The sequence below is a fragment of the Leptospirales bacterium genome (assembly GCA_019694655.1).
Lineage (GTDB): Bacteria > Spirochaetota > Leptospiria > Leptospirales > Leptonemataceae > SSF53.
Genome location: JAIBBN010000004.1, coordinates 199,267 through 221,841, shown reverse-complemented (window position 1 = coordinate 221,841; position 22,575 = coordinate 199,267). Strand labels below are relative to the sequence as shown.

At 60.4% G+C, this 22,575-nt stretch carries 20 protein-coding genes and 1 tRNA gene; 14 read left to right on the top strand and 7 right to left on the bottom strand.

Going from position 1 to position 22,575, the window contains the following annotated elements:
• The first annotated feature begins 97 nt into the window (after window positions 1-97).
• The 3 genes from K1X75_08770 to K1X75_08760 all read left to right on the top strand — a co-directional run bounded on the left by K1X75_08770 (window position 98) and on the right by K1X75_08760 (window position 3,395).
• The gene (locus K1X75_08770; GenBank protein ID MBX7058148.1) at window positions 98-1,858 is read left to right on the top strand and encodes a dipeptidase; all 1,761 of its coding nucleotides are present in this window, start codon (window positions 98-100) and stop codon (window positions 1,856-1,858) included.
• Window positions 1,855-2,610 (top strand): DUF2071 domain-containing protein, encoded by a 756-nt coding sequence (locus K1X75_08765; protein MBX7058147.1) that lies wholly within the window; start codon window positions 1,855-1,857, stop codon window positions 2,608-2,610. Before K1X75_08770 ends, K1X75_08765 begins: the two co-directional genes overlap by 4 nt.
• Window positions 2,611-2,681: 71 nt before the next feature.
• Window positions 2,682-3,395: a DUF4349 domain-containing protein gene (locus K1X75_08760; protein ID MBX7058146.1), complete on the top strand. Its 714-nt coding sequence runs from the start codon at window positions 2,682-2,684 to the stop codon at window positions 3,393-3,395.
• Window positions 3,396-3,419: 24 nt separating this feature from the next.
• Here the strand turns inward: K1X75_08760 and hisA are convergent, their stop codons facing one another.
• Genes hisA through K1X75_08745 form a run of 3 tightly spaced genes read right to left on the bottom strand, consistent with a single transcriptional unit; the run spans window position 3,420 to window position 5,466 of the window.
• On the bottom strand, window positions 3,420-4,175 hold the full coding sequence (hisA, locus tag K1X75_08755) for a 1-(5-phosphoribosyl)-5-[(5-phosphoribosylamino)methylideneamino]imidazole-4-carboxamide isomerase (protein ID MBX7058145.1): 756 nt from the start codon (window positions 4,173-4,175) through the stop codon (window positions 3,420-3,422).
• Between the two features lie 40 nt (window positions 4,176-4,215).
• On the bottom strand, window positions 4,216-4,827 hold the full coding sequence (gene hisH, locus K1X75_08750) for an imidazole glycerol phosphate synthase subunit HisH (protein MBX7058144.1): 612 nt from the start codon (window positions 4,825-4,827) through the stop codon (window positions 4,216-4,218).
• A 12-nt stretch (window positions 4,828-4,839) separates the two neighbouring features.
• Entirely contained in the window at window positions 4,840-5,466 is a 627-nt protein-coding gene (locus K1X75_08745; protein ID MBX7058143.1) for an imidazoleglycerol-phosphate dehydratase, read from the bottom strand.
• A gap of 131 nt (window positions 5,467-5,597) precedes the next feature.
• Here K1X75_08745 and K1X75_08740 point away from each other — a divergent pair, with 131 nt between their 5' ends.
• From K1X75_08740 to K1X75_08720, 5 genes are all read left to right on the top strand, one after another.
• Complete coding sequence (locus K1X75_08740) at window positions 5,598-6,689, top strand: hypothetical protein (protein MBX7058142.1); 1,092 nt, start codon at window positions 5,598-5,600, stop codon at window positions 6,687-6,689.
• Between the two features lie 73 nt (window positions 6,690-6,762).
• Window positions 6,763-6,846: transfer RNA gene (locus K1X75_08735), tRNA-Leu, on the top strand.
• A 625-nt stretch (window positions 6,847-7,471) separates the two neighbouring features.
• Window positions 7,472-7,795: a helix-turn-helix domain-containing protein gene (locus tag K1X75_08730; protein MBX7058141.1), complete on the top strand. Its 324-nt coding sequence runs from the start codon at window positions 7,472-7,474 to the stop codon at window positions 7,793-7,795.
• Between the two features lie 62 nt (window positions 7,796-7,857).
• The gene (gene arsB, locus K1X75_08725; protein MBX7058140.1) at window positions 7,858-8,850 is read left to right on the top strand and encodes an ACR3 family arsenite efflux transporter; all 993 of its coding nucleotides are present in this window, start codon (window positions 7,858-7,860) and stop codon (window positions 8,848-8,850) included.
• A gap of 10 nt (window positions 8,851-8,860) precedes the next feature.
• Entirely contained in the window at window positions 8,861-9,247 is a 387-nt protein-coding gene (locus tag K1X75_08720) for an arsenate reductase ArsC (GenBank protein MBX7058139.1), read from the top strand.
• 86 nt (window positions 9,248-9,333) lie between these two features.
• Here K1X75_08720 and K1X75_08715 read toward each other — a convergent pair whose 3' ends face one another.
• The 4 genes from K1X75_08715 to K1X75_08700 form a co-directional block, all read right to left on the bottom strand.
• Entirely contained in the window at window positions 9,334-10,425 is a 1,092-nt protein-coding gene (locus K1X75_08715; protein ID MBX7058138.1) for a hypothetical protein, read from the bottom strand.
• Between the two features lie 60 nt (window positions 10,426-10,485).
• Entirely contained in the window at window positions 10,486-11,139 is a 654-nt protein-coding gene (locus K1X75_08710; GenBank protein ID MBX7058137.1) for a DUF1554 domain-containing protein, read from the bottom strand.
• 76 nt (window positions 11,140-11,215) lie between these two features.
• Window positions 11,216-12,058 carry an SAM-dependent methyltransferase gene (locus K1X75_08705; protein ID MBX7058136.1) on the bottom strand — a complete coding sequence of 281 codons (843 nt, stop codon included), beginning with the start codon at window positions 12,056-12,058 and terminating at the stop codon, window positions 11,216-11,218.
• Window positions 12,059-12,130: 72 nt separating this feature from the next.
• Window positions 12,131-12,616 (bottom strand): hypothetical protein, encoded by a 486-nt coding sequence (locus K1X75_08700; protein ID MBX7058135.1) that lies wholly within the window; start codon window positions 12,614-12,616, stop codon window positions 12,131-12,133.
• A gap of 47 nt (window positions 12,617-12,663) precedes the next feature.
• Here K1X75_08700 and K1X75_08695 point away from each other — a divergent pair, with 47 nt between their 5' ends.
• From K1X75_08695 to K1X75_08670, 6 genes are read left to right on the top strand one after another with little or no spacing between them, the layout of a single operon-like run.
• Window positions 12,664-14,052, top strand: coding sequence for a hypothetical protein (locus K1X75_08695; GenBank protein ID MBX7058134.1), 1,389 nt, complete (start codon window positions 12,664-12,666; stop codon window positions 14,050-14,052).
• A gap of 43 nt (window positions 14,053-14,095) precedes the next feature.
• Window positions 14,096-14,302 carry a hypothetical protein gene (locus tag K1X75_08690; GenBank protein ID MBX7058133.1) on the top strand — a complete coding sequence of 69 codons (207 nt, stop codon included), beginning with the start codon at window positions 14,096-14,098 and terminating at the stop codon, window positions 14,300-14,302.
• A 3-nt stretch (window positions 14,303-14,305) separates the two neighbouring features.
• Window positions 14,306-16,414: a DUF4139 domain-containing protein gene (locus K1X75_08685; protein MBX7058132.1), complete on the top strand. Its 2,109-nt coding sequence runs from the start codon at window positions 14,306-14,308 to the stop codon at window positions 16,412-16,414.
• Window positions 16,408-18,060, top strand: coding sequence for a mucoidy inhibitor MuiA family protein (locus K1X75_08680; GenBank protein ID MBX7058131.1), 1,653 nt, complete (start codon window positions 16,408-16,410; stop codon window positions 18,058-18,060). The genes K1X75_08685 and K1X75_08680 overlap by 7 nt, the downstream gene beginning before the upstream one ends.
• Before the next feature lie 59 nt (window positions 18,061-18,119).
• Window positions 18,120-19,517: a TolC family protein gene (locus K1X75_08675; GenBank protein ID MBX7058130.1), complete on the top strand. Its 1,398-nt coding sequence runs from the start codon at window positions 18,120-18,122 to the stop codon at window positions 19,515-19,517.
• Window positions 19,514-22,567, top strand: coding sequence for an efflux RND transporter permease subunit (locus tag K1X75_08670; protein ID MBX7058129.1), 3,054 nt, complete (start codon window positions 19,514-19,516; stop codon window positions 22,565-22,567). Before K1X75_08675 ends, K1X75_08670 begins: the two co-directional genes overlap by 4 nt.
• Window positions 22,568-22,575: the final 8 nt, after the last annotated feature.

The following is a 22,575-nucleotide window of genomic DNA, read 5'->3' as shown; positions in this document are numbered from 1 at the left end:
CCGCCTGCCTGCCGCCCGCTTGACGCTCAGGCAACAGGAAATTGCAGGCCACACAGCATTCGCTTGCCTTGAACGCTGCGCGACCAACAACGGGAGCGTGAGCTGGCGTTGGATCCGGTCATTCGATAATCAGCTGGCAGCCTTTCTCTTTTCAGCCTGCGCCGCACTGCACTGCGGTCCTGAGCAAGCGCCGCACGGCGATGATCTGCGGCCTCTGCGCCTGCATTTTGAAAGACAGCCAGCCCTGAATTTTGCTACATTCCTTTCCAGCAGCTTGCAATTGCCAGCGCCGCCCATGGTCAGCCAGACCATCCGGCGCTACCAGCACGGCGACGCCCTGCAGCCGGAACAGCAAACAACGCTCTATCGCTTGCTGGCGCTTCAAGCGCGCACCTCGCGCGCCGCGCACATGCTCGATGATCTTGCGCGCCTTGTTGCTCTGCCGACCTATCGCCGCGATGGTCTGGCGCCATACCAGAATCCGGCAATCATCAAGGCCGGGCAAGAGCTGCAGCGCATGGCCCGGGAAAATGGCCTGCAATTTTTCAACCGTCAAAACCGCATTTTTGAGATTCGCCTGCGTGGACAGAGCGACGAAGAGTTTGGCATGTATGCCCACGTCGACGTTGTCCCCGCAATTGCCCAGACCTGGGGATTGCCCGACGGAACGCCGCTCAATCCCTTTCAGCTGCGCGAGATAGACGGCCGGCTCTATGGTCGCGGAACAGAAGACGACAAATGTTCCATTGTCGCAGCCATCCATGCCATGGGCGCCGCCCGCAGCTCTGGATTGAACCTGCGTCGCGGAGTGCGATTGCTTGTAGAGACAACGGAAGAGACCGGCGGCGAGGGCATCCGATACTATAAAGATCACTACTCTTTGCCTCCCTACAATATTGGCCTGGATAGCGCCTATCCGGTGGTGGTGGCGGAAAAGGGTTTTGGCGCATTGCGATTGCGGGTTCCGGCCCCCGCAGCAAGCAACAGCCGCTCAGCGCCGCTCTACACAAGACGCCTGCAAGGCGCACCGGCCATCAATCAGGTTCCGGGACAGGCTGCCGGCGAATGGCAAACAGCCGATGGCGCCGCAGCTGATGCCTTGCTTGATCGTGTCCGGCAGCTGGCCGAGGGGATTGCCGGCGATGAGGATCTACGTCTGGAGCTGCGCAGCGTCGGCGATCGTTTGCTGGCCAGCGCCTACGGAATTTCAGCTCATGGAATGGAGCCGCAGAAGGGTAAGAACGCGCTGCCGCTGCTGCTGGAATTTGCCTGCGTCCTGAGCAAGAATCAGCTGAGCGCCGATGACACCTGGAGCCGGGCGGCCTGCGCAGCAACCGAGCTCTTTGGACGCGACTACCTGGGGCGAGGTCTCGATTTACAAATGGACCATGATTGGATGGGGCCCTATACCCTGGCTTTGACACAGATTCAAGGCCGGGAGGACGGCAGCGTCGAGCTTGGCGCCAATGCTCGACTGCCGGCCGGTCGCAGCGCTACAGAAACGATCGCTCTGGCTCAGGCTGCGGTGGATCGGTTCAATCGTCGGCGGCAGTTGCAATTGCAAATGGAGTACCAACAGGTCGATGCATTGATGCGCAATCCTGAAGGCGCCTGGGTTCGGACTCTGCTTGCGGTATATAGCGGCGTTAGCGGACGGGAAGGTCGCCCAATATCTTCGGCCGGCGCCACCACGGCTCGCGAACTGCCCAATGGCATCAATTTTGGACCCTCCTTTCCGGATCAAAAATATATGGGCCACAATGATAATGAATTCAAGACTAAAGAGAATTTTCTCTTTGATCTACAAATGTTCACTGAGATGATTATGCGTATTGGCAATCTGGAGCGCATGCAATGAGAGCGGCCGGCCGCCTGTTGCAATCCAGTGCGCATCGGCCTTATGCTCTGCCGCCGGGTCCCTGGATCATGCGTCAGAACTGGCATGATCTGCTCTTTGCGCACTGGCCGGTCCCTGTAAAGCAGCTGCGCGCGCTGATACCTGAACCGCTGGAAATCGATCAAGATACAGAGGGACGAGCCTGGATTGCCGTCGTACCCTTCTGGATGAGCGGCATTCGACTGCGCGCTACGCCGCCGCTGCCGGGTCTCAGTCGTTTTCCAGAAATCAATGTGCGCAGCTACGTTCGCCATGGAGGCAAACCTGGCGTCTGGTTTTTCAGCCTGGATGCACACAATCGCCTGGCGGTGGCTGCTGCGCGGCAGTGGTTTTACTTAAACTATTTCAACTCGCATATCTCTATTGCCCGGTCAGGCGAAGGCATTCGCTACCACGCGCAACGACGGGACCGGCGCGCCGGCGGCGGAGAATTTCTGGCGGACTACGCTCCAGCCGACGCAGGTTTTCAGGCGCAGGCGGGCAGTCTGGAATATTTTCTGGCCGAACGTTACTGTCTCTATGCCGGCAGTCGCGATGGTCGCCTGTTTCGCGCCGAGGTCCACCATCCGCCATGGCCCTTGCAGAGAGCCAGCGCCCAGATCGAGCGCAACTCCATGACCGAGGCGCTGGGAATTCACCTCGAAGGGCCGCCGCATTTGCTCTTTGCTCGCAAGATTGAAACGATCGTCTGGGCGCCCCATCGAATTCACTGAGTGCGTGGGAGGTCCTGCGCCGCCAAAAAGGTCGTGCTTGCAAAGAACTCAGCAATGTGCGGCAACGTCTCATGAGCATGCATCATCGCCCGTTACGCCTTTCTCTATCGTTGTTTGGTCTGTTGTTGTTGGCTGCCTGCAGCAGCGGCAGCAGCTACGCCCCGGGCTTTCGCGCCGCAGAGCAGTCCGGCGAAGAATCCTCGGATACGATCGCCGACCAGGACCGCGGCGGCGCCTCTGGCCCGGCGGAGCGACTGCTGATCCGCAGCGCAAGCCTCTATCTCAGTGTCGCCGACGAGGCCAGCGCCGGCGTGCTGGATCGCGCCCGTCAGCTGGTCAAGGATCGCGGCGGCCTGGTGCTGGCCGAATCCCGCTACAGTCTGACGATTTCCGTTCCGTCCGCCGCCTTTGATCAGACGCTGCGCGAGTTGGAAGCGCTGGGCGAGATTGTCGATCGGCGCGTGACGATTCAGGATGTGACCGAAGCGCATGCCGATCTCAATATTCGCATCGAGAACGCCAGAAAACTCAAGCAACGTCTGCACGAACTGCTATCGCGCGCCCAGAAGGTGGAAGATGTTCTGGCCATCGAGCGCGAGTTACAGCGCGTCACCAATGAACTGGAAAGCATGGAAGCGCGTCTACGCGACATGAACCAGCGCGTGTCCATGTCGCGTATCGAACTGGCGCTGCAGATCAAGGAACAGGAGACGCGTCCGGGGCCCCTGGGCTGGGTGCTCTACGGACTCTACCGCGGAGTGCGCTGGCTCTTCATCTGGGATTGAGCTTTCGCTTTGCATCCGCCAGAGTCAGACGGCGGATGCCAGGCGAAGGGCCTCGGCCAGGTCGAGTTTTCCCTCGTAGATTGCCTTGCCGGTAATCACTCCGACCAGCCGCGGATGACGCAGGTCGATCAGCGTTTGCAGGTCGGACAGGGCGCTGATGCCGCCGGAGGCAACAATGCGCATGCCGCTCCACTCCAGCACCGCTTCGAGCGCTGAAAGCGCCGGGCCGGCCAGCGCCCCGTCGCGCGAAATATCGGTGAAGATCACCTCTGTGCAGCCCTGCACTTCCAGTTGCGCCAGAAATTGGCTGACGCTAACGCCGCTGCTCTCTTCCCATCCGGAAACGCGCACCTGTCCATCCAGCGCATCGACGCCAACGACAATGTGCTCGGCGCCAAATTGATCGACGGCGCTGCGCACCAATTCCGGTTGCTTTACGGCAGCGGTGCCCAGGATGCAGCGGTCGACGCCAAGCTGCAACATCGCCTCGATACTGCTCAAATCGCGCAGGCCGCCGCCCAGCTCAACGCGAACCTTGCACTCGCGCGCCGCCTGCAAGGTCGCGCCGATCTTTTCACGGTTGACGGCGCGATCGCCATCGCGAGCGGCATTGAGATCCACCAGGTGTATCAACTCTGCGCCTTGCTCCACAAACTGACGCAGCTGTTCGGCCGGATCGCGACGATAGTCGCGGGTCTGCCCGTAGTCCCCTTGATGCAGGCGCACCACCTTGCCATCAAGAATGTCAATGGCTGGTATGACTTGAAAACGATAACTCATTTGGTTCAACTTCGCCGGACTGAAACTCTGAGGCCAACCTTCAACTGAGACTCGCTACCCAGCGCTTCAAAAAAGCAAGGCCTGCCAGATCGCTCTTCTCGGGATGAAACTGTGTGGCCAGCAGATTTCCGCGCTGCACGACAGCCGGAAACTTTTCCTCTCCGTATTCGCTTACGCCGGCCACAAACTCTGGCGGCACCCCTTCGGCGCGATAGGAATGTATAAAGTACATGCTGGCGGCGGCGCCATCGACAAAGCGCACCTCGTTCCAGCCCATATGCGGCACGCGCACCTCGGCGCTGGCTGGCCGAAAGCGACGAATCCGTCCGGGAATCAAGGCCAGTCCGTCAGTGGTGTTTGCGGCGGCGCCGATCGCCTCGTCCGAATTCTCAAACAGAATCTGAAATCCTATGCAAACGCCAAGTGTCGGAGCGCCTTCAGCCACGCGCTGCAAAAAGGCGGCGCGAATTTCGCCGTGAAGCCCCTGCATCGCGGCGGCAAAGGCGCCGTCGCCAGGCAGCGCCAGGGCCGGGGCCTTAGCAATGCGCTCTGGATCTGCACTGAAGTGAACAGCATCGGCGTAAAGGCGCAGCGCCTTCACAATGGAATGGATGTTCCCCATGCCGTAATTGACGACAAGCACCTCGCGCATCGCAGCAGGCTCCTAATCCAGCAGTCCTTTGGTCGATGGCACCGCGCCATCCAGACGCGGATCAATGCTCGCCGCCATACGCAACGCTCGTCCAAGGGCCTTAAAAACCGACTCGTGGATATGGTGGCGATTGTCGCCCTGATGAACCACGACGTGCAGATTCATTGCCGCATGCATAGCAAACTTCTGTAGAAACTCCAGGCTCAACTCGGCATCATAAATGCCGAACTTGCCCATCTTGATTGAATCCGGTCCGCGGTAGCTGAAATGAAAACGACCGCCCAGATCGACGGCAACGGTGCAGAGCGTTTCATCCATCGGCAGCGTAAAGTGGCCGTAGCGGCAGAGGCCGGCGCGGCCGCCCAGGGCCTCGCGCAACAGCTGGCCAAAGACAATCGCCGTATCTTCCACGGAGTGGTGGCAATCAATGCCCGTATCGCCGCGCAGCCAGAGTTCCAGATCGATCAGGCCATGCTTGCTGATGTGGCTGAGCATGTGGTCAAAAAACGGAATCTGGCTGTCCAGCTGGTAACGACCGGTCCCGTCGAGATCGATGCCCATGCGGATATCGGTTTCGCTTGTCTGACGCGCAAGCTGAGCGCGTCGGGGGCTGGCATCGGCTCGAGGCGGTTGGCTCATAACGCTGAGGTCACTTGAATATAAGGATCGGCGCCGTCAGCGACGAAATTCCGCTGCGCCGCGCGGCTTTTTCGCTTCGGGCTTGCCGGCGGCGACGGGCCTGGCAGGAGAAGGCGCCGCCCCGCGGCCCTATGCGCAGGCTTCTTCCCATCGCCCTCATTCTAACGCTGACGGCCGGCCTCGGCGGCGCCGCCTGCGCCGATTCTGATGTATGCAGCAGCAATGATGTCAACTGTCAGATTCTGGCCAGCCTGCTCTATCAGTACCCGCCGCTGTACATGGCCGGCGGCACAAACTGCAGCATCTGGCGTTCCTTCGACGGGCGCAACTGGACGGCGCTGAATGCTCTGCCCGGTTGCAGCGCCGGCGCAGTCAACGCCATGACCTATGCCGGAGGCCTTTTCGTCGCAGTCGGCGATCGTGGCGGAAATACCTGCGGCCTCTGGACGTCGCGCGACGGCGAGCGCTGGACGCAGCTCTCCTGTGTCGGCGCCAGCGCCGCGCTCACCGGAATCGCCTTTGGCGGCGGCGTATTTACCATCGTCGGCAAGGGCTTTGCTGGCGGATACGAATCCATGTACTCGGCGGATGGCGGCGGCAGCTGGCTCAATCTCAATTACATGGACGGGGCGGCCACAGCGGCAAATTCCATCGAGTCCATCGCCTACATTCCTCGCTTGAACCAGTTTGTTGCCATGCAGCAACAAACACAGCTGACCAAGGCGCGCACGCCCTTTGGTTCCTGGAATACCATCGGCAGCGCCATCGGCCTGGACCCGGCCTTTGTGGTCAATGGACCGGAAATCAATGGCACGGCAAGACTGCTGGTGGGCGGAGCAAGCGGCGGCAGTCCGGTCGGTCGCTGGAGCGATGACGCCGCCGGACTCTGGACCAGCGCGACGCCGGTTCCCTTTGGCGGCGTAGCCGGCGCGCCCTTTGCTGCGGCCTACTGCCACAACCGACGCTTTGTTATCGTGAGAACAGCCTGCGAACTGAGCGTCAGCGCCAATGGACAGAGTTATGATCCGGCGCCCTTTGCTGTCAGCGGCTGCAGCGCAGATCTCCATGCCATCGCTTGCAGCGATAGCGGCTTTCTGGCCGGCGGCGCCAATGGAACCTTTCTCTACTCGACAACGGGACTTGTTAGCGATTGGCGCGTGGCGCTCTCGCCGGCCAGCACGGCCATCGTGAATGCAATTGCCACACGCACCCTCTCCTTCTGACGCGCAGCTGCGCCCCGCCAATGCAAAAGACTTGCCCCTCCGGCGAGGCGTGCGTCCATGGCTCTTCGCACCTGCCCAGGTGGCGGAATTGGTAGACGCGCTAGTTTCAGGTACTAGTGGGAGTAATCCTGTGGAGGTTCAAGTCCTCTCCTGGGCACAATTGCAAATTGCACTTCGCTTGCGGTTCGACTCACAGTTGATCGCGCGATTCCCTTGAACCTCCGCCCGATGCAAAGCATCGGGCGCATCGCTCCCCATGGGTCGCTCTGCGGGTTCGCGCCTCTCCTGGGCACAATTGCAAACTGCACTTCGCTTGCGGTTCGACTCACAGTTGATCGCGCGATTCCCTTGAACCTCCACCCGATGCAAAGCATCGGGCGCTTGCGATGTCCATGGATGGACAAGTGCCGCCAGAGACATGGATGTTGAGAGGCGGCCTCCCCATGGGTCGCTCTGCGGGTTCGCGCCTCTCCTGGGCGCAATTGCAAACTGCACTTCGCTTGCGGTTCGACTCACAGTTGATCGCGCGATTCCCTTGAACCTCCGCCCGATGCAAAGCATCGGGCGCTTGCGATGTCCATGGATGGACAAGTGCCGCCAGAGACATGGATGTTGAGAGGCGGCCTCCCCATGGGTCGCTCTGCGATGGATTGCAGATCTGCGCAGTAGCGGCAGCTCAGCCGACATCCAGCCAAATTCCTGTTTGATACGCAAAAAGAGCTTTCCTCCCTCCCCTGTATCTGCAAAGCGTATTTCGTTATTCTACGAATAACGAAATACTTGTGCCAAAGATCGAAGACAGAAAGCTTGCACTGTATGCCAGAGCATTGGGACATCCGATCCGGATCAGGGTCGCCAGATTGCTCGCGGAAACAGCGGGCTGCTATGCGGGAAGCCTGGCCGACCGCCTTCCAGTCGCCGCATCAACGCTCTCCCAGCACCTTAAAGTTCTGCTCAAAGCTGGCCTCATCAAGGCCTGTAACGAACCGCCGCGAATCAAATACTGCATCAATGGCGATTGCTGGCGCGATGCAGAGCAATTGTTCGCTAAATTCTATGCTGGGCCAGGCCAGAGGATGACGGCGCGCAACAGGAGAAGATCTTGAAAGTGAAAACGAGCGGATTGGGAACATTAGACCGGTGGCTCACGCTCTGGATTTTTCTTGCTATGGCGCTTGGCATTCTGCTGGGCCATCTTACCCCGGCGTTCGCCAGTTCCATTGCAAACCTGTCGGCGGGGACCACGTCGATTCCGATTGCCGTCGGACTGATTGTCATGATGTATCCTCCGCTGGCCAAGGTGCGTTATGAGGATCTCGGCCGACGCCTGGGGCAGCGAAAACTGATCACTCTCTCGATGATCGTGAACTGGCTACTGGGACCCGCACTCATGTTTCTCCTGGCCGTCCTCTTGCTCCGGGACAAGCCGGACCTCATGACCGGAGTCATCCTTGTCGGATTGGCGCGGTGTATCGCCATGGTTGTCGTCTGGAACGACCTGGCTCAGGGCAATAGAGAACTTGGCGTGGCGCTCGTCGCGTTAAATGCGCTATTCCAGATTCTTTTCTATGCGGTTTATATGTATTTGTTTCTGACTCTTGGATTGCGCCTCTTCGGCCTGGGGTCGACGTCGACTGCTTCTATCTCGATGACGGAGTCTGCCACAACTGTCTTCATCTATCTGGGAATTCCCTTTATCGCCGGCTTCCTTACGCGGTACGTCGTGTTGAAGACCAAAGGGCGCACATGGTTTGATGCGGTGCTGGCGCCAAAGATCAGTCCGTTGACCCTGGTCGCTCTGCTCTTCACAATCGTCGTCATGTTCTCCCTCAAAGGAAGAGTCATTGTATCCCAGCCTTTTGATGTTCTGCGTGTCGCCATTCCCTTCATCGTCTACTTCGCTTTGCTCTGGCTCTTGACCTTTTTTTCGGCTCGTTCACTGGGTTCGGCGCACGATGACGCAGTCGCTGTAGCCTTTTCCGCGGCAAGCAACGACTTTGAATTGGCGATTGCAGTGGCCATTGCCTGCTTTGGCATCGAATCAGGCCAGGCCTTCGCGGCAGTCATTGGCCCTCTCATTGAAGTGCCCGTGATGATCCTGCTGGTGAAGCTGGCGCTATATATCAAGAATCGACGCGCAGCGCGGACAGCGGCGGCCTGAGGAGGATGATTTGAAGCGACTGCTATTTGTGTGCATAGAAAATTCCAATCGCAGCCAGATGGCCCAGGCGTTTGCCCGCATCTATGGCGGCGAGAATGTAGAGGCCTACAGCGCCGGTTCCAGACCTTCGGGGAAAGTGAATCCGAAGGCTGTCGAGTCTATGAAGGAGCTGGGATATGATCTTTCAACTCACGCCTCGAAATCGCTGAACGATTTGCCGGCCATTGAGTTTGACTGCGTGGTAACAATGGGCTGTGGCGATGCCTGCCCCTGGATTCCGGCGAAGCAGCGCCTAGACTGGCAAATTCCTGACCCGCGCGAGATGGCGCCTGAAGAATTTCGTAAAATCCGCGACTTGATTGGCGAAAAAGTGAAGCAGATCCTGGCCCAGGCTTAGCCTGGGCGCCAGCCCGGCCGCCGGTTCGTTGCCAGCGGCCGCGCGGCGGGCTACTTGCTCGCTTTGCGTCGCCTGGACGGCCAAAGTCATCCGCGATCCAGGAACCAGCGAACAATACCGGTATTCGCGTCGCGCGGATAGTTATGTGAGAGATCCTCGATCTCCTTATAGACCAGCTCGGCGCCGGCGCGCTGCAGGGCCTCAGCCGCCAGACGAGCATGCTCGACCGGAAACATCCAATCCCGAGCGCCGTGGACATCATACACCTTGCATCCGCGCAGTGGAACGGCCGCTTCGCCGTCGCGACCCAGCAGCGCATGAACTGCTGCGGCCACCGGCGCATAGTGCGTAAAGGGCGATTGCTTTGCAGTCGCCAGCAACATGGCATAGGTGCCGCCATCGGAAATGCCGGTCAGCAGGATGCGCTGCGATCGAATATTCCAGCGTTCGGAAATCGAAGCCAGCATTGCATTGAGCGCAGCCGCATCGACGCCCGGTCGATGCAGCGACCAGGTTCGATCCTGGGAACTGGGGGCCGCCAGAATGCAGCCAAAAGTGCGCGCCTCGCGCAGCCAGCTCCACAAGAAATCGGCGCCATGGCCGGAGCCGCCATGCAGGGCGACAATCAATGGCCAGTCCCGGGATGCTACGTAGTACTCAGGAACATATACGGAGTAGCCGCCGCGCTTGCCGCGTTCATGATCCACAGCATGGACGCCGCCGAAATCCTCCGCTGCCGCGCCGGCGGATCGCCGCAGTGCATCCAGCAGCTCAGCATCGTCGCTGAGCTCAGGAGTCAGAAAGAAGCGACTGACTTCGCTGGAGACGCCGGCCAGTGCATAGAGGATTTCCTGGGAGCGGGCCACGGAGCGCAAAGATTGAAAGGCCTGCAATAGACCGCGCTGGCCATCGCCGGCGGCGGCAAAGCGCGCCGCCCCCTGCAGGGCCTGAGTTGCCGAGCGGCTGAGCGCGGCATACGCTGCTTGATCCTGATCGCGCAAAGTCGGGCCTGGAGACTGCAGTTGAGCCCGCAAGGGCGAGGCGGCGAGTTCCAGACGGTTGCGGAATTCGCCAAGGCGCGCCGGGTCCAGTCGATCCTGAATCAGACCAAATTCGTGGAGCAAGTGGCGCAGCGCCGTCCACAGCCCCCGCAATTCTTCCGAAAATTCTGCTGTCATCGTCGAAACCAGGCAAGAATCCTCCGCTGGAGAATCAGAACCCTATAGCCTCGCGCCGACCTACTGCTGCACACAGAGTAGCGCAAAAGTATTGCTGCATGCATTGTTGATAGTATTGTCCAGGCCCGTGGCGCTCAAGTCCTTGTTAGCTCCAGAAACCCCGCCTGTTCCATCCGTCCATCCGGTACAATTGTTTCCGGGATTGGGAATCCAGTTAGTAAACATGCCCAGCCAGGCATTCTGTGCTGCGGTCGCAATTGGCGCGGACTGTGCTGTCAAGAGACCCACAGCATCCGTAACGCCAATCGATAGGCCATCGGGACTGCGCAAATACTGAGTATTTGCATACATTACCCAATCCACATGTTCGGCGGGATCTCCGCTACACAAGCCAGTGCTACAGGCCTTGCGATTGGTTGGATCTACCAGCAGCGCCTTGAACGTCGCCACAAAGGGACGCGCGGTATCGGCCATGCAAAAGGCATCGGCGCCGACCTTTCCGCCAACGCCGCCGGTGGTGGTGGCATTGGTGAAAAAGACCCGGCAGGGATTGCAGGGCGCCGCCTGGCTCTGGATTCCGTATAGCGCGTAGAGGGCAAAACTGTTGCAACTGGAATCACTGTTCTGGCACAGATCGGCCGGAATGCAGGCGGGGGCCGAAATGCACACCCCGCTGGCAACGATGCACAAGATGAGGACTCGGCCAACAGTCATAGACATATTCCTGCAAGCGCGCCCTTCAGGACAGATTGCGCGCGCCGGGGCGTCAAGCTTTGTGCGCGGGCCGATTTCATTGCGGACGCCGGGCCCTGACCAGGCCATAGAAGCCAGGCAAGGAGTACGACTGCGTTGCGGCGGACTCCAGGCCGCTCCGCAGATCTTGCGCAGTGCGCATCCACTCCAGCTCCAGGCCGAGTTGGGCCAGGCGCTGAACCAGTTCCAGCGGATCAAAGCCCGTGCGCATCGGCTCGCCCTTGCGCGCGCTGATCCGCAGCAAAGGACCTAAACCAGGATAGTCGCCTCCGCCGTGCAGGGCGTCGGCAATTGCGTAGTCAAAGATGATAGCGCTGCCGGCGGCGCAGCGATTGCCGACAAAAGCAAGCAGCCGCAATACGCTTGCAGCGTCCAGATACATGGTCACTCCTTCCAGCAGGAAGAGGCTGCGCCTGTCCGCGTCGAATCCGGCTTCAACGAGCGCCCTGCCCGGATCTTCCTGGTCAAGGTCGATCGCCGCCGTACGTACCGGTCGCGCATTCTCGGCAAAGAGCGACTGCAGCTGCCGCCAGCGGCGCTGCAGGGCCTGCGGATGATCCGCCGCAAAGACCCGGCATTCGGGCGGCAAAGTCAATCGCCAGGCGCGGCTGTCGGCCCCGGCGCCCAGAATCACAAGTTGCTGAAATTCGCTGGCAGCGACGGCCTCGTCAAAGATTTGTGTACGAACGGCAACGTATTCGTAAGCGCCTGGATAGCATAGTTTTCCATAGAGTCGAATCAGGCGACGCAGCGGCCGCAGGGCGATGGCCGCGCGCAATGGCCAGGGCAGAAAACGATGCGCCAGCGAATCCGCGCAGCGCAGCTCCGGTCGCCATTCGTGGTAGCTGATAGCTCGCGCCAGCGCCGTCAGTTCCGCCATCGACAGGCTTGCAAAACATCGACGCTTGCGTCGCGTCATCCGACTCTATTACGCCTGCAGCGCAGACGGCGATTATCCGGCAAGCCCTTGCAGCCATTCCAGGTAGGCTGCGCCGCGGCGCTCAGCAAAGAAGTCAAGAAAGAGCATCAGAATTGATTGTGCAAGCAGGCCGGCCCCCAGTCCGTTCCAGAAAGGAAATTCGCGAAGGCCAAGCAGCAAGAACAGTGCGACGCCGGCCAGCGCCGCTTCAGTCCAGCGGTAATAGACAAAATTCTGCATAACCTTGTCCATGCGCGGAATTTCCTCGCTGGCCAATCGCGCACGCTCATGATTTACGATTTGATCGGCCCGGGCGATATCCGCCGGCGTTCGCACAAAAACGGTAACGCCCACCAGCAGCTGAATCAACGCGATGAGCGCCAGCGGGATCGCCGCGCCCTGAGCAAAGGGCTTGCGCAATCCAAACCAGAACCAGAGCGCCAGCGCGATTGCCATTGCGCCGGCCGCTACGAAGAACAGGCTCTCGACTCGTTCTGTATGAAAATACCTGAGAATCATGTTACATCCTCCGCTTCCAGGCTTCGCCGAACGGCCGCTCGACGTAGATGCGAATTTCACACTTGCAGCGCCAAAAGCCGATTGACTGCAAGAAGGCGCCGACCTCATTAGCGCCCATGTTTTGCATCAATTGTGGCATCGAGGCCCCTCTGGCGAAAGTCAGCTACAAGAAAAACATTGGTCTGTTGGTGATGCGCCAGTACCAGACTTTCGAGGGCGCGGTCTGTCGCCCCTGCCGGGATTCGTTGTTCAGCAGCTATTTTCTCACAACGCTCTTCGCTGGCTGGTGGGGCGTCATATCTTTCATCGTCACGCCCTTCTATCTGCTGGCCACGCTGTTCAGCTACATTGGAACCAGAGATCTGCAATCGCCGCCGGTAGGCGCGCGCCGGCCCACGCTGAGCGCCGATGAAATCCAGCGTATCGCCGCCCAGGAGTCGATCCTGGTGGAAGTCCTAAACGGCGGCGGCAGCATTGAAGATGCCTGCCAGCGTACTGCGGCAGCGGCCGGCGTTCAACCTGCACAGGCCTTTTTATTCTTGCAGGCGCGGCTCCAGAAAAAGCAACCCGTGGCCACAGCCTCCGGCAATATGCCGCCTTCCTCACAGCCTGCGATTGGATACCAGAGCCAGGGCGGCGGCGCAGCAAGTCGTTCGCCGTCGGCCAGCTCGGGCAGCAGTTTTCTTTCGATTGCAATGCTTACGCTGGGGGGACTGGCGCTGCTTACTGTTGTTGGAATCGCTGCGCTGATTGTAAGCAGCGAGAGTTACCAGCAGATTCGTAGGGACTGGGATCATCCGCCGGAGGCCGTGAGTTTCGAACAGATGATGGAATCGCCGGTGAGCGGCCAAACCTACCGTGTAAACAATGTTGCCCTGCTTTATCCGCTCTCTGTCTACCGTTATGAGACAAAGCAAAATGCGCCGCTGCAGCAAGGCGCTGAAGGCAATGCAAAACTCAGGGAGCTCTTTACGCCGCTGATTGCCGGTCCCGCCTGGCGGCTGCGCACCATGCGTCGCGAGCTTCGCTATGCGCCAGAAGGCCAATATCTGGCCTTTCCGGGCGTAGACCACAAGCGTGTGGCGATGTTGTCTTCAGCCGGCTTTGCCATGGTTGGTTTGATTCCACAGGAAGCACAAACGAAGGAATCGATGCTACTTCGCGTCGGGAGCTTTTCGCCAGCCTCAGACCTGGAAAAACACATTCAGGATATCTTTCCCGACCTGAAGCTGACGCAGGCGGTGTATGTGAAAGAGGTCGCAGAAAGCGGCTACAGCTACTCCTTTGAGGGCCGCGCCGGACCGCTGGTAGGCGCCATCTTCATGGTCCTGGGACTGCTGAGCGCCGGCTTCTTTCTTTTGATTGGCCTGCTTTCGCGCCCCAGAGCTCCGACGCCCGGCAGCGCCCTGAGCGCCGGTCTCAAAACCGGCTCTTAGCGACAGGAGGTCGCGCCATTCGCAAAGCGAATGTGAGGAACGGTTGAAAAATTCGTGCGAATTCTCCAGGGAATTCGCCATTGCCGATGGCGATGCAATGAATTTTGATTACCGTTCCGTTCGTCCCAAAACCCCACGGATGGGGTTTTGGGTCGCGTTCAAGCAGCCGACGATCCCGTGCTGCAAAGCGCGCCTGGCGGGCTTTGCAGAAAACTTGCCAGATTTTGGCGGCTGCGGCGTGGTCGTGTGAACCATGAAACTACCGCTGCGTCGAAGGGTTGTGCGCCCCTCCCGTTTTGTATCCATACTCGGCCTTCTACTGGCAGCGCCCTTGCTCTCGCAGGGCGAACAGCAACAGGCAGTAGCGGCCGGCATCGACTCGGTGCAGGTCTACAGCGATCAGGCCGTTGTCACGCGCCGGGTGCAATTGCGGATCCACGCCGGCCAGAATGTTCTGCGAATCAATGAACTTACGCCGCAGCTGGATGATTCCAGCGTGCGCGTTGCCTTTGATCGCAATGATCTCCGCATCCAGGAAGTGGCCGTGCGCAGCGCTTTCCGCGAACGTTTTCTCTCAGATGAGGCGCGTCAGGCCGAGGAACGATTGAAGACCGCAGAGAGCAATCTGCGTCGACTGACCGACCGCTATGCGGCGCTCAAGAAAGAGGCCCAGCAACTCTCGCAGCTGGAGGTGGCGCGCGTCCCAGAAGATCCAGAGGACCCCGCCTGGCGCGCGCCCGTCGATTCCGGCCGCTGGACGCGCACGCTCGATTTTATCCAGAATTCGCTGCGCGAAAACCAGGCTGCGGTCAGCGAGTTGCTGGGGTCTATCGATCTGGCGCGCGAGGAGTTGCTGGTGGCAATCGCTGTCGCCGATCGCTATCATGATGCCCGCAACATTGAAAGCAAGCAGGTCAGCATTGCCATTGAGTGCGCTCCGGAACGTTGCGATGCCTCGCGCCCCGTTCAGCTGGAGCTACGCTACACCGTAGGCGGCGTCGCCTGGTTTCCCATCTACACTGCTCGCGTCGATAGTTCCGGCAGCCAGACGCACATGCAGCTCAGCAGCTATGCACTTCTCAAGAATCAGAGCGGAGAGGATTGGGACAACGTCCGCTTGCGATTCTCCGCGGCAGACCCGCGCGAATCCGGCGATCTGGCGCAGCTGCCCACCTGGCGCATCCAGCAACGCGTGGTGGCTGACGACCTGGAGCGCGAAAGCGGTCGCTCGGGTCGACGTCAGGATTCCCCTGCCGTGTCTTCTGGCGCAGTTGCCAGTACTGCGCCGATGCAGCCGGCGCCGGAAGCAGCCGCCGACGAAGCCATCGATAGCTTTGCCGACGGCCAGGCAGGCAACGGTCCCGGCGGCGGGGGCTACGGCAGTCTGCAGTCGCAGCGCAATCGCTCCAACGCTTACTTTATGGAAAATCGTCGTCTGGTACAGGAAGAACAGGCCAATCAGCGCAATGAAGCCGCTGGCAATGCACTGCGCGGCATCCAGAGCTCTGTCCAGGCGCGCGATCAGGCAGTCACTCGCGATGACTTTCAGGGCGCACTGGTTCAAAGCGAAGCTATCATCGAACGTGTTCGTTCGCTGGACCCGCGCTATCAGGGACTCTTTGCCGAAGACCTGCGCCGTTCGCTGGAAACGCGGCGCATGGCCTTGAACATGCTGGAACTGCAGGGCATGATGCGATCGCTGACGCCGCCTTCCAGCTCGGCGCGCGGCTTTGATGTCGCTTACCAGGCGCCCGGACGCGACAGCGCACCCTCCGAACCCGGCTTTACGCGCATCCTGCTGGAATCGCGCGAGTTGCCGCTGACTTTGAGCTACGAGGCTGCGCCGGAGCGGCGCGAACTGGCCTTTCTGGTAGGGCGAGCTGCCAATAGCGCCGGCGGCCCGCTGCTGGCCGGCCCGGCCGCTATCTTCCACAACCGCGACTATGTGGGCGAAGCAAGCATTGCCACAGTGGGCCCCGCTGCTGAATTTCCGGTGCACCTTGGCGCTGTGGATGACATTCGCATCCAGCGTCACGTGACCGATCAGCGCGAGGACGGCGGATTGATCAGCACGCAGCGCATTTTACGTCGCGAAGTTCAGATCAAGATTCACAATCAAAAGCGAAACAATATTCAGCTCGATTTGTTTGAACGACTACCCGTTTCCTCGGATGAAAGGATTCGCATCAGCGCTCCAGAATTCAGCGAGGCCCCGGCGGAGCGCAAAGAAGAGTACGGACTGATCCGTTACCGACTTTCGCTGCGCGCCGGCGAGCAAAAGACAATCACGATTCGATATGAAATTCGTCATCCGGCCGACGTACTGCCGGCCGAAGCCGAGGGAGGCGCCCCGCAATGGTAAATCGCACTGCAAGTTGCCTGTTACTTGCTACTCTCCTGGCGGCGGCGACGCCAGGCCTGCTTGTAGCTCAAGGCCGTCCTTCGACGCCGGCCTATCAGGCGCCAATTACCGAAGCGCTGGTCTACCCCGATCGTGCGCTGGTTACGCGCTCTTCGCGCCTGCATCTGAATCCCGGCAAGCACACGCTGCTCTTCCCGGGCGCTCCAGCCGCATTGGACGCCGACTCGCTGCGCGCCTTCTCCGATAGCGACAAATTGATCGTACAGGGAATTCGCCGGCGCCTGGAACGACGCAACGAAGCGGAAAATCCAGAGGTGCGTCGCCTGCAAGAGCAGATTCGCAAGCTGGAACGCTCGCGCGACGAACAGCGCGAACAGTCCGCGCGCCTGCGACTGGACCTGGGAAGTATTGATCGCTACGCACAATTTTTGAATGCGCTGATTTCGCGTCAGGCGCCGGCGGCAGGCGAGGACCCGGGCCGCTGGGGCGGCGCCTATCGCACCCTCTTGCAGCGGCGGATGAATGCCCAAACCGAAATCCAGAAGTCGGACGAAACGGCAGCCAGATTGGAGGATCAGCTGGGGATTTTGCGCGGCAACCTTGAGCAGCTGCGCTCGCAGGCCGGTCAAAACTATTCCGTGGTTGAAATCACGGTGCAAAGCCTGGCCGCAGAGGATAGCAACCTTGGCTTTTCCTATGTAATACCGGGCGCCAGCTGGAATGTCAGCTACGCCCTGCACCTTGGAACTGACGGCAAAGTGCGCATTGAATACTACGGCGTCATCCGACAGGAAACCGGCGAGGACTGGCGCAACGTCTCGCTCTCGCTCTCTACGGCGCAGCCAGCGCGCGGCGCGCGTCGCGATTTCTTACGACCGCTTTACATTTCGGCCCGCGAGGTCCAGACGCGGACTGAATTTGCCGCAGTGGAAGATGCGCGCGCCCAGGAACAAAACGTCATCGGCGGCGAAGCGCCGCTGGAGCAGCAGACCGGCGGCCTGTCGGAGCTGGAGCGCTCCGGAGAATCGGTAATATTTCGCATTCCACGGCGCAGTGATGTGCCTTCCAGCCGCGAGAGCCGTCGGGTGATGATTGCCGAATTTACGGAGGCGCCAACGGAGAGCTACCTGCACTATGCAGGCGCCCTGCAATTGACGCCGGCGCTGGCGCTCAAGCTGCGCAACTCACGCAATTTTCCGCTGCTCAGCGGCCCGGCGGAGGCCTTCCGCAATTCCGGTTTCGTAGGCCGCTCCACCGTACGCTATACTGCGCCCGGGGCCAGCTTCAACGCCGGCCTTGGCGCGGACCGCAGTGTGAAAACTTTGCGCAGCCTGAGTCGCCGACGGGAGGACGTAGGCCCGCTGACCAGCGATCATTACTTCTACACTCGCGTGGAGCTGACGCTGGAAAACGAAAGCCAGCAGCCGCAAAGGATGCGGCTTTATGAACGCGCGCCCGTCTCCGACGTAGCCAGCGTCAAAGTAGATTTGCTCCCGGAAACGACTGCCGGCGCCGAGGAGACCGAGCGCGGCAGCGGCGTATACCGTTGGAACGTGGAGCTGCGGCCGGGCGAAAAAAAGACAGTGATCATGCATTACCGCGTGCGAGCGCCGGCTGAATATCCGGGCGATATCTACGGCAGCTGACGCTTAGCGGTGAGAGCGCGCCGCTTTTTTGGCTGGCAGTCCGCAATGCGGCGCCTAAGTTGGAGCAGTTGTCGCGCTGGCTCTTGAACCTTCGATTTCTGACGGCGGCAACCATCGCCGTCGCTTCGCTGCAGGCCGAGGGCGATGCAACCCGGGCCGCGGCTGCGGACGGCATCGGCGGCAGCCGGCGGCTTACTCTTCAGGACTGTTACCGCCTGGCGCTGGAACTCAGCGAGCAAGATCAGATTCGCGCCGAGAACCTGAAAGCTGCAGAGGCAAGGTACCGCCAGAGTCTGGCCGCCTATTTTCCTCAATTCAGTCTCTTTGCCGCCCCAACCTGGCAGGACCGCATCGAACAGGACCGTCGGCGGCAGCAGGCCGAAGATGCCATTCGACTGCTGGCGCCGGCCCAGCAGTCGCAGCTGCTGGCGCTCCTGCCGGCGCGGGAAAGCGATGCACAGGGAACCAATCCCTACGTCGGCGGAGTGGCGCTCAGCTGGCCCCTGTTCAGCGGCTTTCGCACCCTGCATGAATCGCGCGCCTTGCAACAGGAACGGCAGGCCCTGGAATTTGAGCGACAGCGATCTCGCGAGCTGCTCTACCAGGATCTGGCCGAAGTTTACTACCAGGCGCTGATGTATGCGCAGATTCTGGCATCGCTGGATAGCGAACAGACTGCGCTGAAAGAGCGCATAGCGGAGTTGCGCGCTCGGGTGCGACTTGGACGCTCGCGGCAGGGCGATCTACTGCAAGCTGAAAGCGATCTGGCCCAGAACCGCGTGGAGGCGGAACTGCAGCGCGGCCTGGCGCGCGCCACGACGGAATTGCTTGGATTTTTGATCGGTCGCACTCCAGCCGATACGCGACTGGCGCCGGCCAGCGATCCGCCGGCGCCGGAAAACATTGCCGCCTACCTGGAACATACAGGAGAACGCAGCGATCTTTTGCAGGCGGCGGCCGCCTTGCGCGCCGCGCGCCAGCGCAGCGAGGTCGCCAGCGGCGAACACTGGCCGCAGGCCAGCCTGCAGGGAGAATACTATTTGCGCCAGCGCCCCGACAGCAGTCGCGACTGGCGCGTCACGCTGCGCATTGATCTGCCGCTCTTCTCCGGGGGCGCCACGGCGGCGCGCGTCGATGAGGCCGCCGCCCGGCTGCGCGGCAGCGAACTCGATCTTGATCGACTGCGCCGACTGAGCGACTACGAGGTCCGCGCTTCTTACAGCGATTTCAGTTCCGCCGCGGCCAGACTGTTGTTGTTGCGCGAAGCGGCAGCGCTGGCGCGCGCCAACTACAACGTGCAGGTTCGCGACTACCGCCTGGGAATCGTTACCAACCTGGAGGCGCTGAGCGCCCTGACGCGCGTCTTTGTTCTGGAGCGCAGCATTGTTCAAACCGAGATGCAAACCAGGCTGGCATCGATTCGATTGCAAATCGCCGCCGGACGGTCGCCGCCATGAGGCTCTCCGACCTCTCCATCGCTCGCCCGGTGCTGGCCTGGATGATCATGTTTGCGCTGATTGTTTTTGGGGCGGTGGCGCTGGGCCGCTTGGGCGTCAGTTACATGCCTGATGTCGATTTTCCGCTGCTTTCGGTCAGCGTTAGCTGGGAGGGAGCTGCGCCGGAGGTCATGGAATCGGAGATCGTCGATCGGTTGGAACGACGCTTGATTGCTGTCGAAGGCCTGAAAGAGATGACCAGCTCGGTCCGCCAGGGATCGGCCACAGTCAATCTGGAGTTTGATATCAACCGCAACGTTGACGTCGCGCTGCAGGAGGTGCAAACCGCTATCAGTAGACTGGAGCTGCCAGTCGGCGTGCTTCCGCCAACGGTGCGCAAGTCCAATCCCGAGGACGATCCGATCCTGTGGCTCGGGCTTTCGGGAGAGGCGGATACCCATGCGTTGTTCGTATATGCCGATCAGAATATCGTTGATCGACTGCAATTGCTGCCTGGCGTAGGCGAGGTCTTTGCTGGCGGACAGCCGGAACGCAATTTGCGCATCTGGGCCTCCAGCAGCGCGCTGAACGCGCGACAGTTGACGATCCTGGACTTACAGCAGGCCTTTCAGCTAGAGCACGCCGAGGGCGCCGCCGGCTATCTGGACGATCGACGCGAGGAACGCAACCTGCGTGTTCTGGGCGAAGCGCTTAGCCCGGAACAGGCCGGATCGCTGCGCATCACGCGCCGCGCCGGCGCGCCAATCTATTTCGCCGATATTCGGGTGCGCGATGTAGCTCAAATAGAAGATGGACTCAGCGATTATCGGCGCATCACGCGCGTCAACGGGCGCAACGCGCTTTCGATCGGCGTTCGCAAGCAAATCGGCGCCAACACGGTGGCGGTTGGCGAGCGCGTCAAGGCCGAGGTTGCGCTGCTGCAGGCCGAACTGCCGCCCGGCATGAAACTGGAGACGGTCTTTGACAGCACGCGATTTGTACGCGAAGCGATCCAGGAAACGGAATTCACGCTGATCCTTTCGGGGATACTCACCGCTGCAGTATGCTGGCTCTTTCTCGGCAGTTTTCAGTCTACATTGAATGTTGTCCTTTCCATTCCGACTTCCGTCGTGGGCTCATTCCTGGTCCTCTACTTTCTTGATTTTTCGCTCAACCTCTTTACCCTGTTGGGGCTTTCGCTGGCCATCGGCATCGTCGTCGACGATAACATCATGGTACTGGAAAACATTGTCCGTCACTTTGATATGGGCAAAGATCGCCTGCGCGCTGCTCGCGAGGGGGCGCGCGAAATATACTTCGCTGCAGTGGCCGCTTCGACAGCCGTGGCTGCCATCTTCCTGCCAGTAGCCTTCATGGAGGGCGTCATCGGTAAGTTTTTTTTCCAGTTCGGAGTAACAATAACGGCGGCGGTCGCGCTCAGCCTGCTGGACGCTGTAACGCTGACGCCAATGCGCGCCTCGCGATTGCTCAGTCGCAACGAACGGCCGCCGGCCATCGTGCGAGTCGTGCAAGGCTGGACGGCCGCCGCCGGCATATTCTATGAGCGATGGTTGCAACGCGCACTGCGTCGCCGGCTCTGGACGCTTGGTCTGGCGCTTGCCGTATTCTGCCTTTCGATGCTGGCCGCCTTCTTCCTGAGAAAGGAATTTGTTCCGGCGCAGGACCAAAGCCAGTTTGGCGTACGATTGCTGCTGCCAACTGGATCATCGCTGGAGTACACGTCGGAGAAATTCAAAGAGCTGGAGCAACGACTCAGTCGGATCCCCGAAGTCGCTCGCTACCTGTCAATCGTCGGCGGCGTGGGCGGAGGCGAATCATCGAGCGGCATCATGTTTGTGACGCTCAAGCCTGCAGAACAGCGGCAGCGACGACAGCAGCAAATTATGGAGCAGGTGCGCAAGGAAGCCCTGCAGATTTCCGGCATGCGCGCTTCGCTTTTCGATTTTTCGACGCGCGGACTTACGGCTCGGCGCGGCTTTCCGGTGGAATTCTCAATTCGCGGACCACAATGGAGCGAGCTGGAGTCGGCCTCAAAACGCATCATCCAGCGAATGGAAGCCAGCGGACAGTATCTGGATCTGGATAGCGACTACCGCCAGGGAATGCCTGAAACCAGAGTGATTCCAGACCGCAACCAGGCCGCCATTCGCGGCGTAAGCATCAGCGCCATTGTCAACACGGTCGCCGCCGCCATGGGCGGAGTTCGCGCCGGGCGCTTTACCAACGATGGTCGACGCTATGATATTCGTCTGCGCCTGCGGCCTGACGAATGGCAACGACCCTCCGACCTGAATCATGTTCTGGTGCGCAATAACTTTGGCGAACTCACTCCGCTGGCCAGCGTGGCGCGCTTCAGCAGCGGCCCGGCCTTATCGACGCTGACGCGAGTGGATCGCCAGCGGGCGATCAGCATACGCTCCAATCTGCCGCCGCAGGCCTCGCAATCAGAAGCCATCGCTCTGGCCGCTCAAATAGCGCACAGCGAACTGCCGCGCGGTTACTCCTACCATGCCGGCGGCGGCAGCCGCGGATTTGCCGAGAGCTTCGACAGTCTGTACTTTGCACTCTGGCTGGGCGTGCTTGCCGCCTATATGATTCTGGCAGCCCAATTCAACAGTTTTCTGCACCCCATTGCCGTACTGCTGGCCCTGCCCTTCAGCGTCAGCGGCGCCATGCTGGCGCTCTTTTTGAGCGGACAGTCGATCAATCTCTACAGCCTGATTGGACTGGTGCTGTTGATGGGCATTGCCAAAAAGAATTCAATCTTGCTGGTGGAATTTGCCAATGAAGCGCGCAGGCGCGGCGCCAGCGTCACGGACGCGCTGCTGGAGGCCGGCCGCGTACGCCTGCGCCCGATCCTTATGACTTCTTTAACATCGATTGCAGCGGCAATTCCGCCGGCCCTGGCTCTGGGGCCGGGCGCCGAAAGTCGCATTCCCATGGCCATCGCCGTCATTGGAGGCATGGCGCTTTCAACCCTGCTGACGCTCTTTGTTACCCCGGCCGCCTACAGTCTGCTGGCGCGTCTTGAGTCGAGTCGAGCTGCCTGATTGCCTGT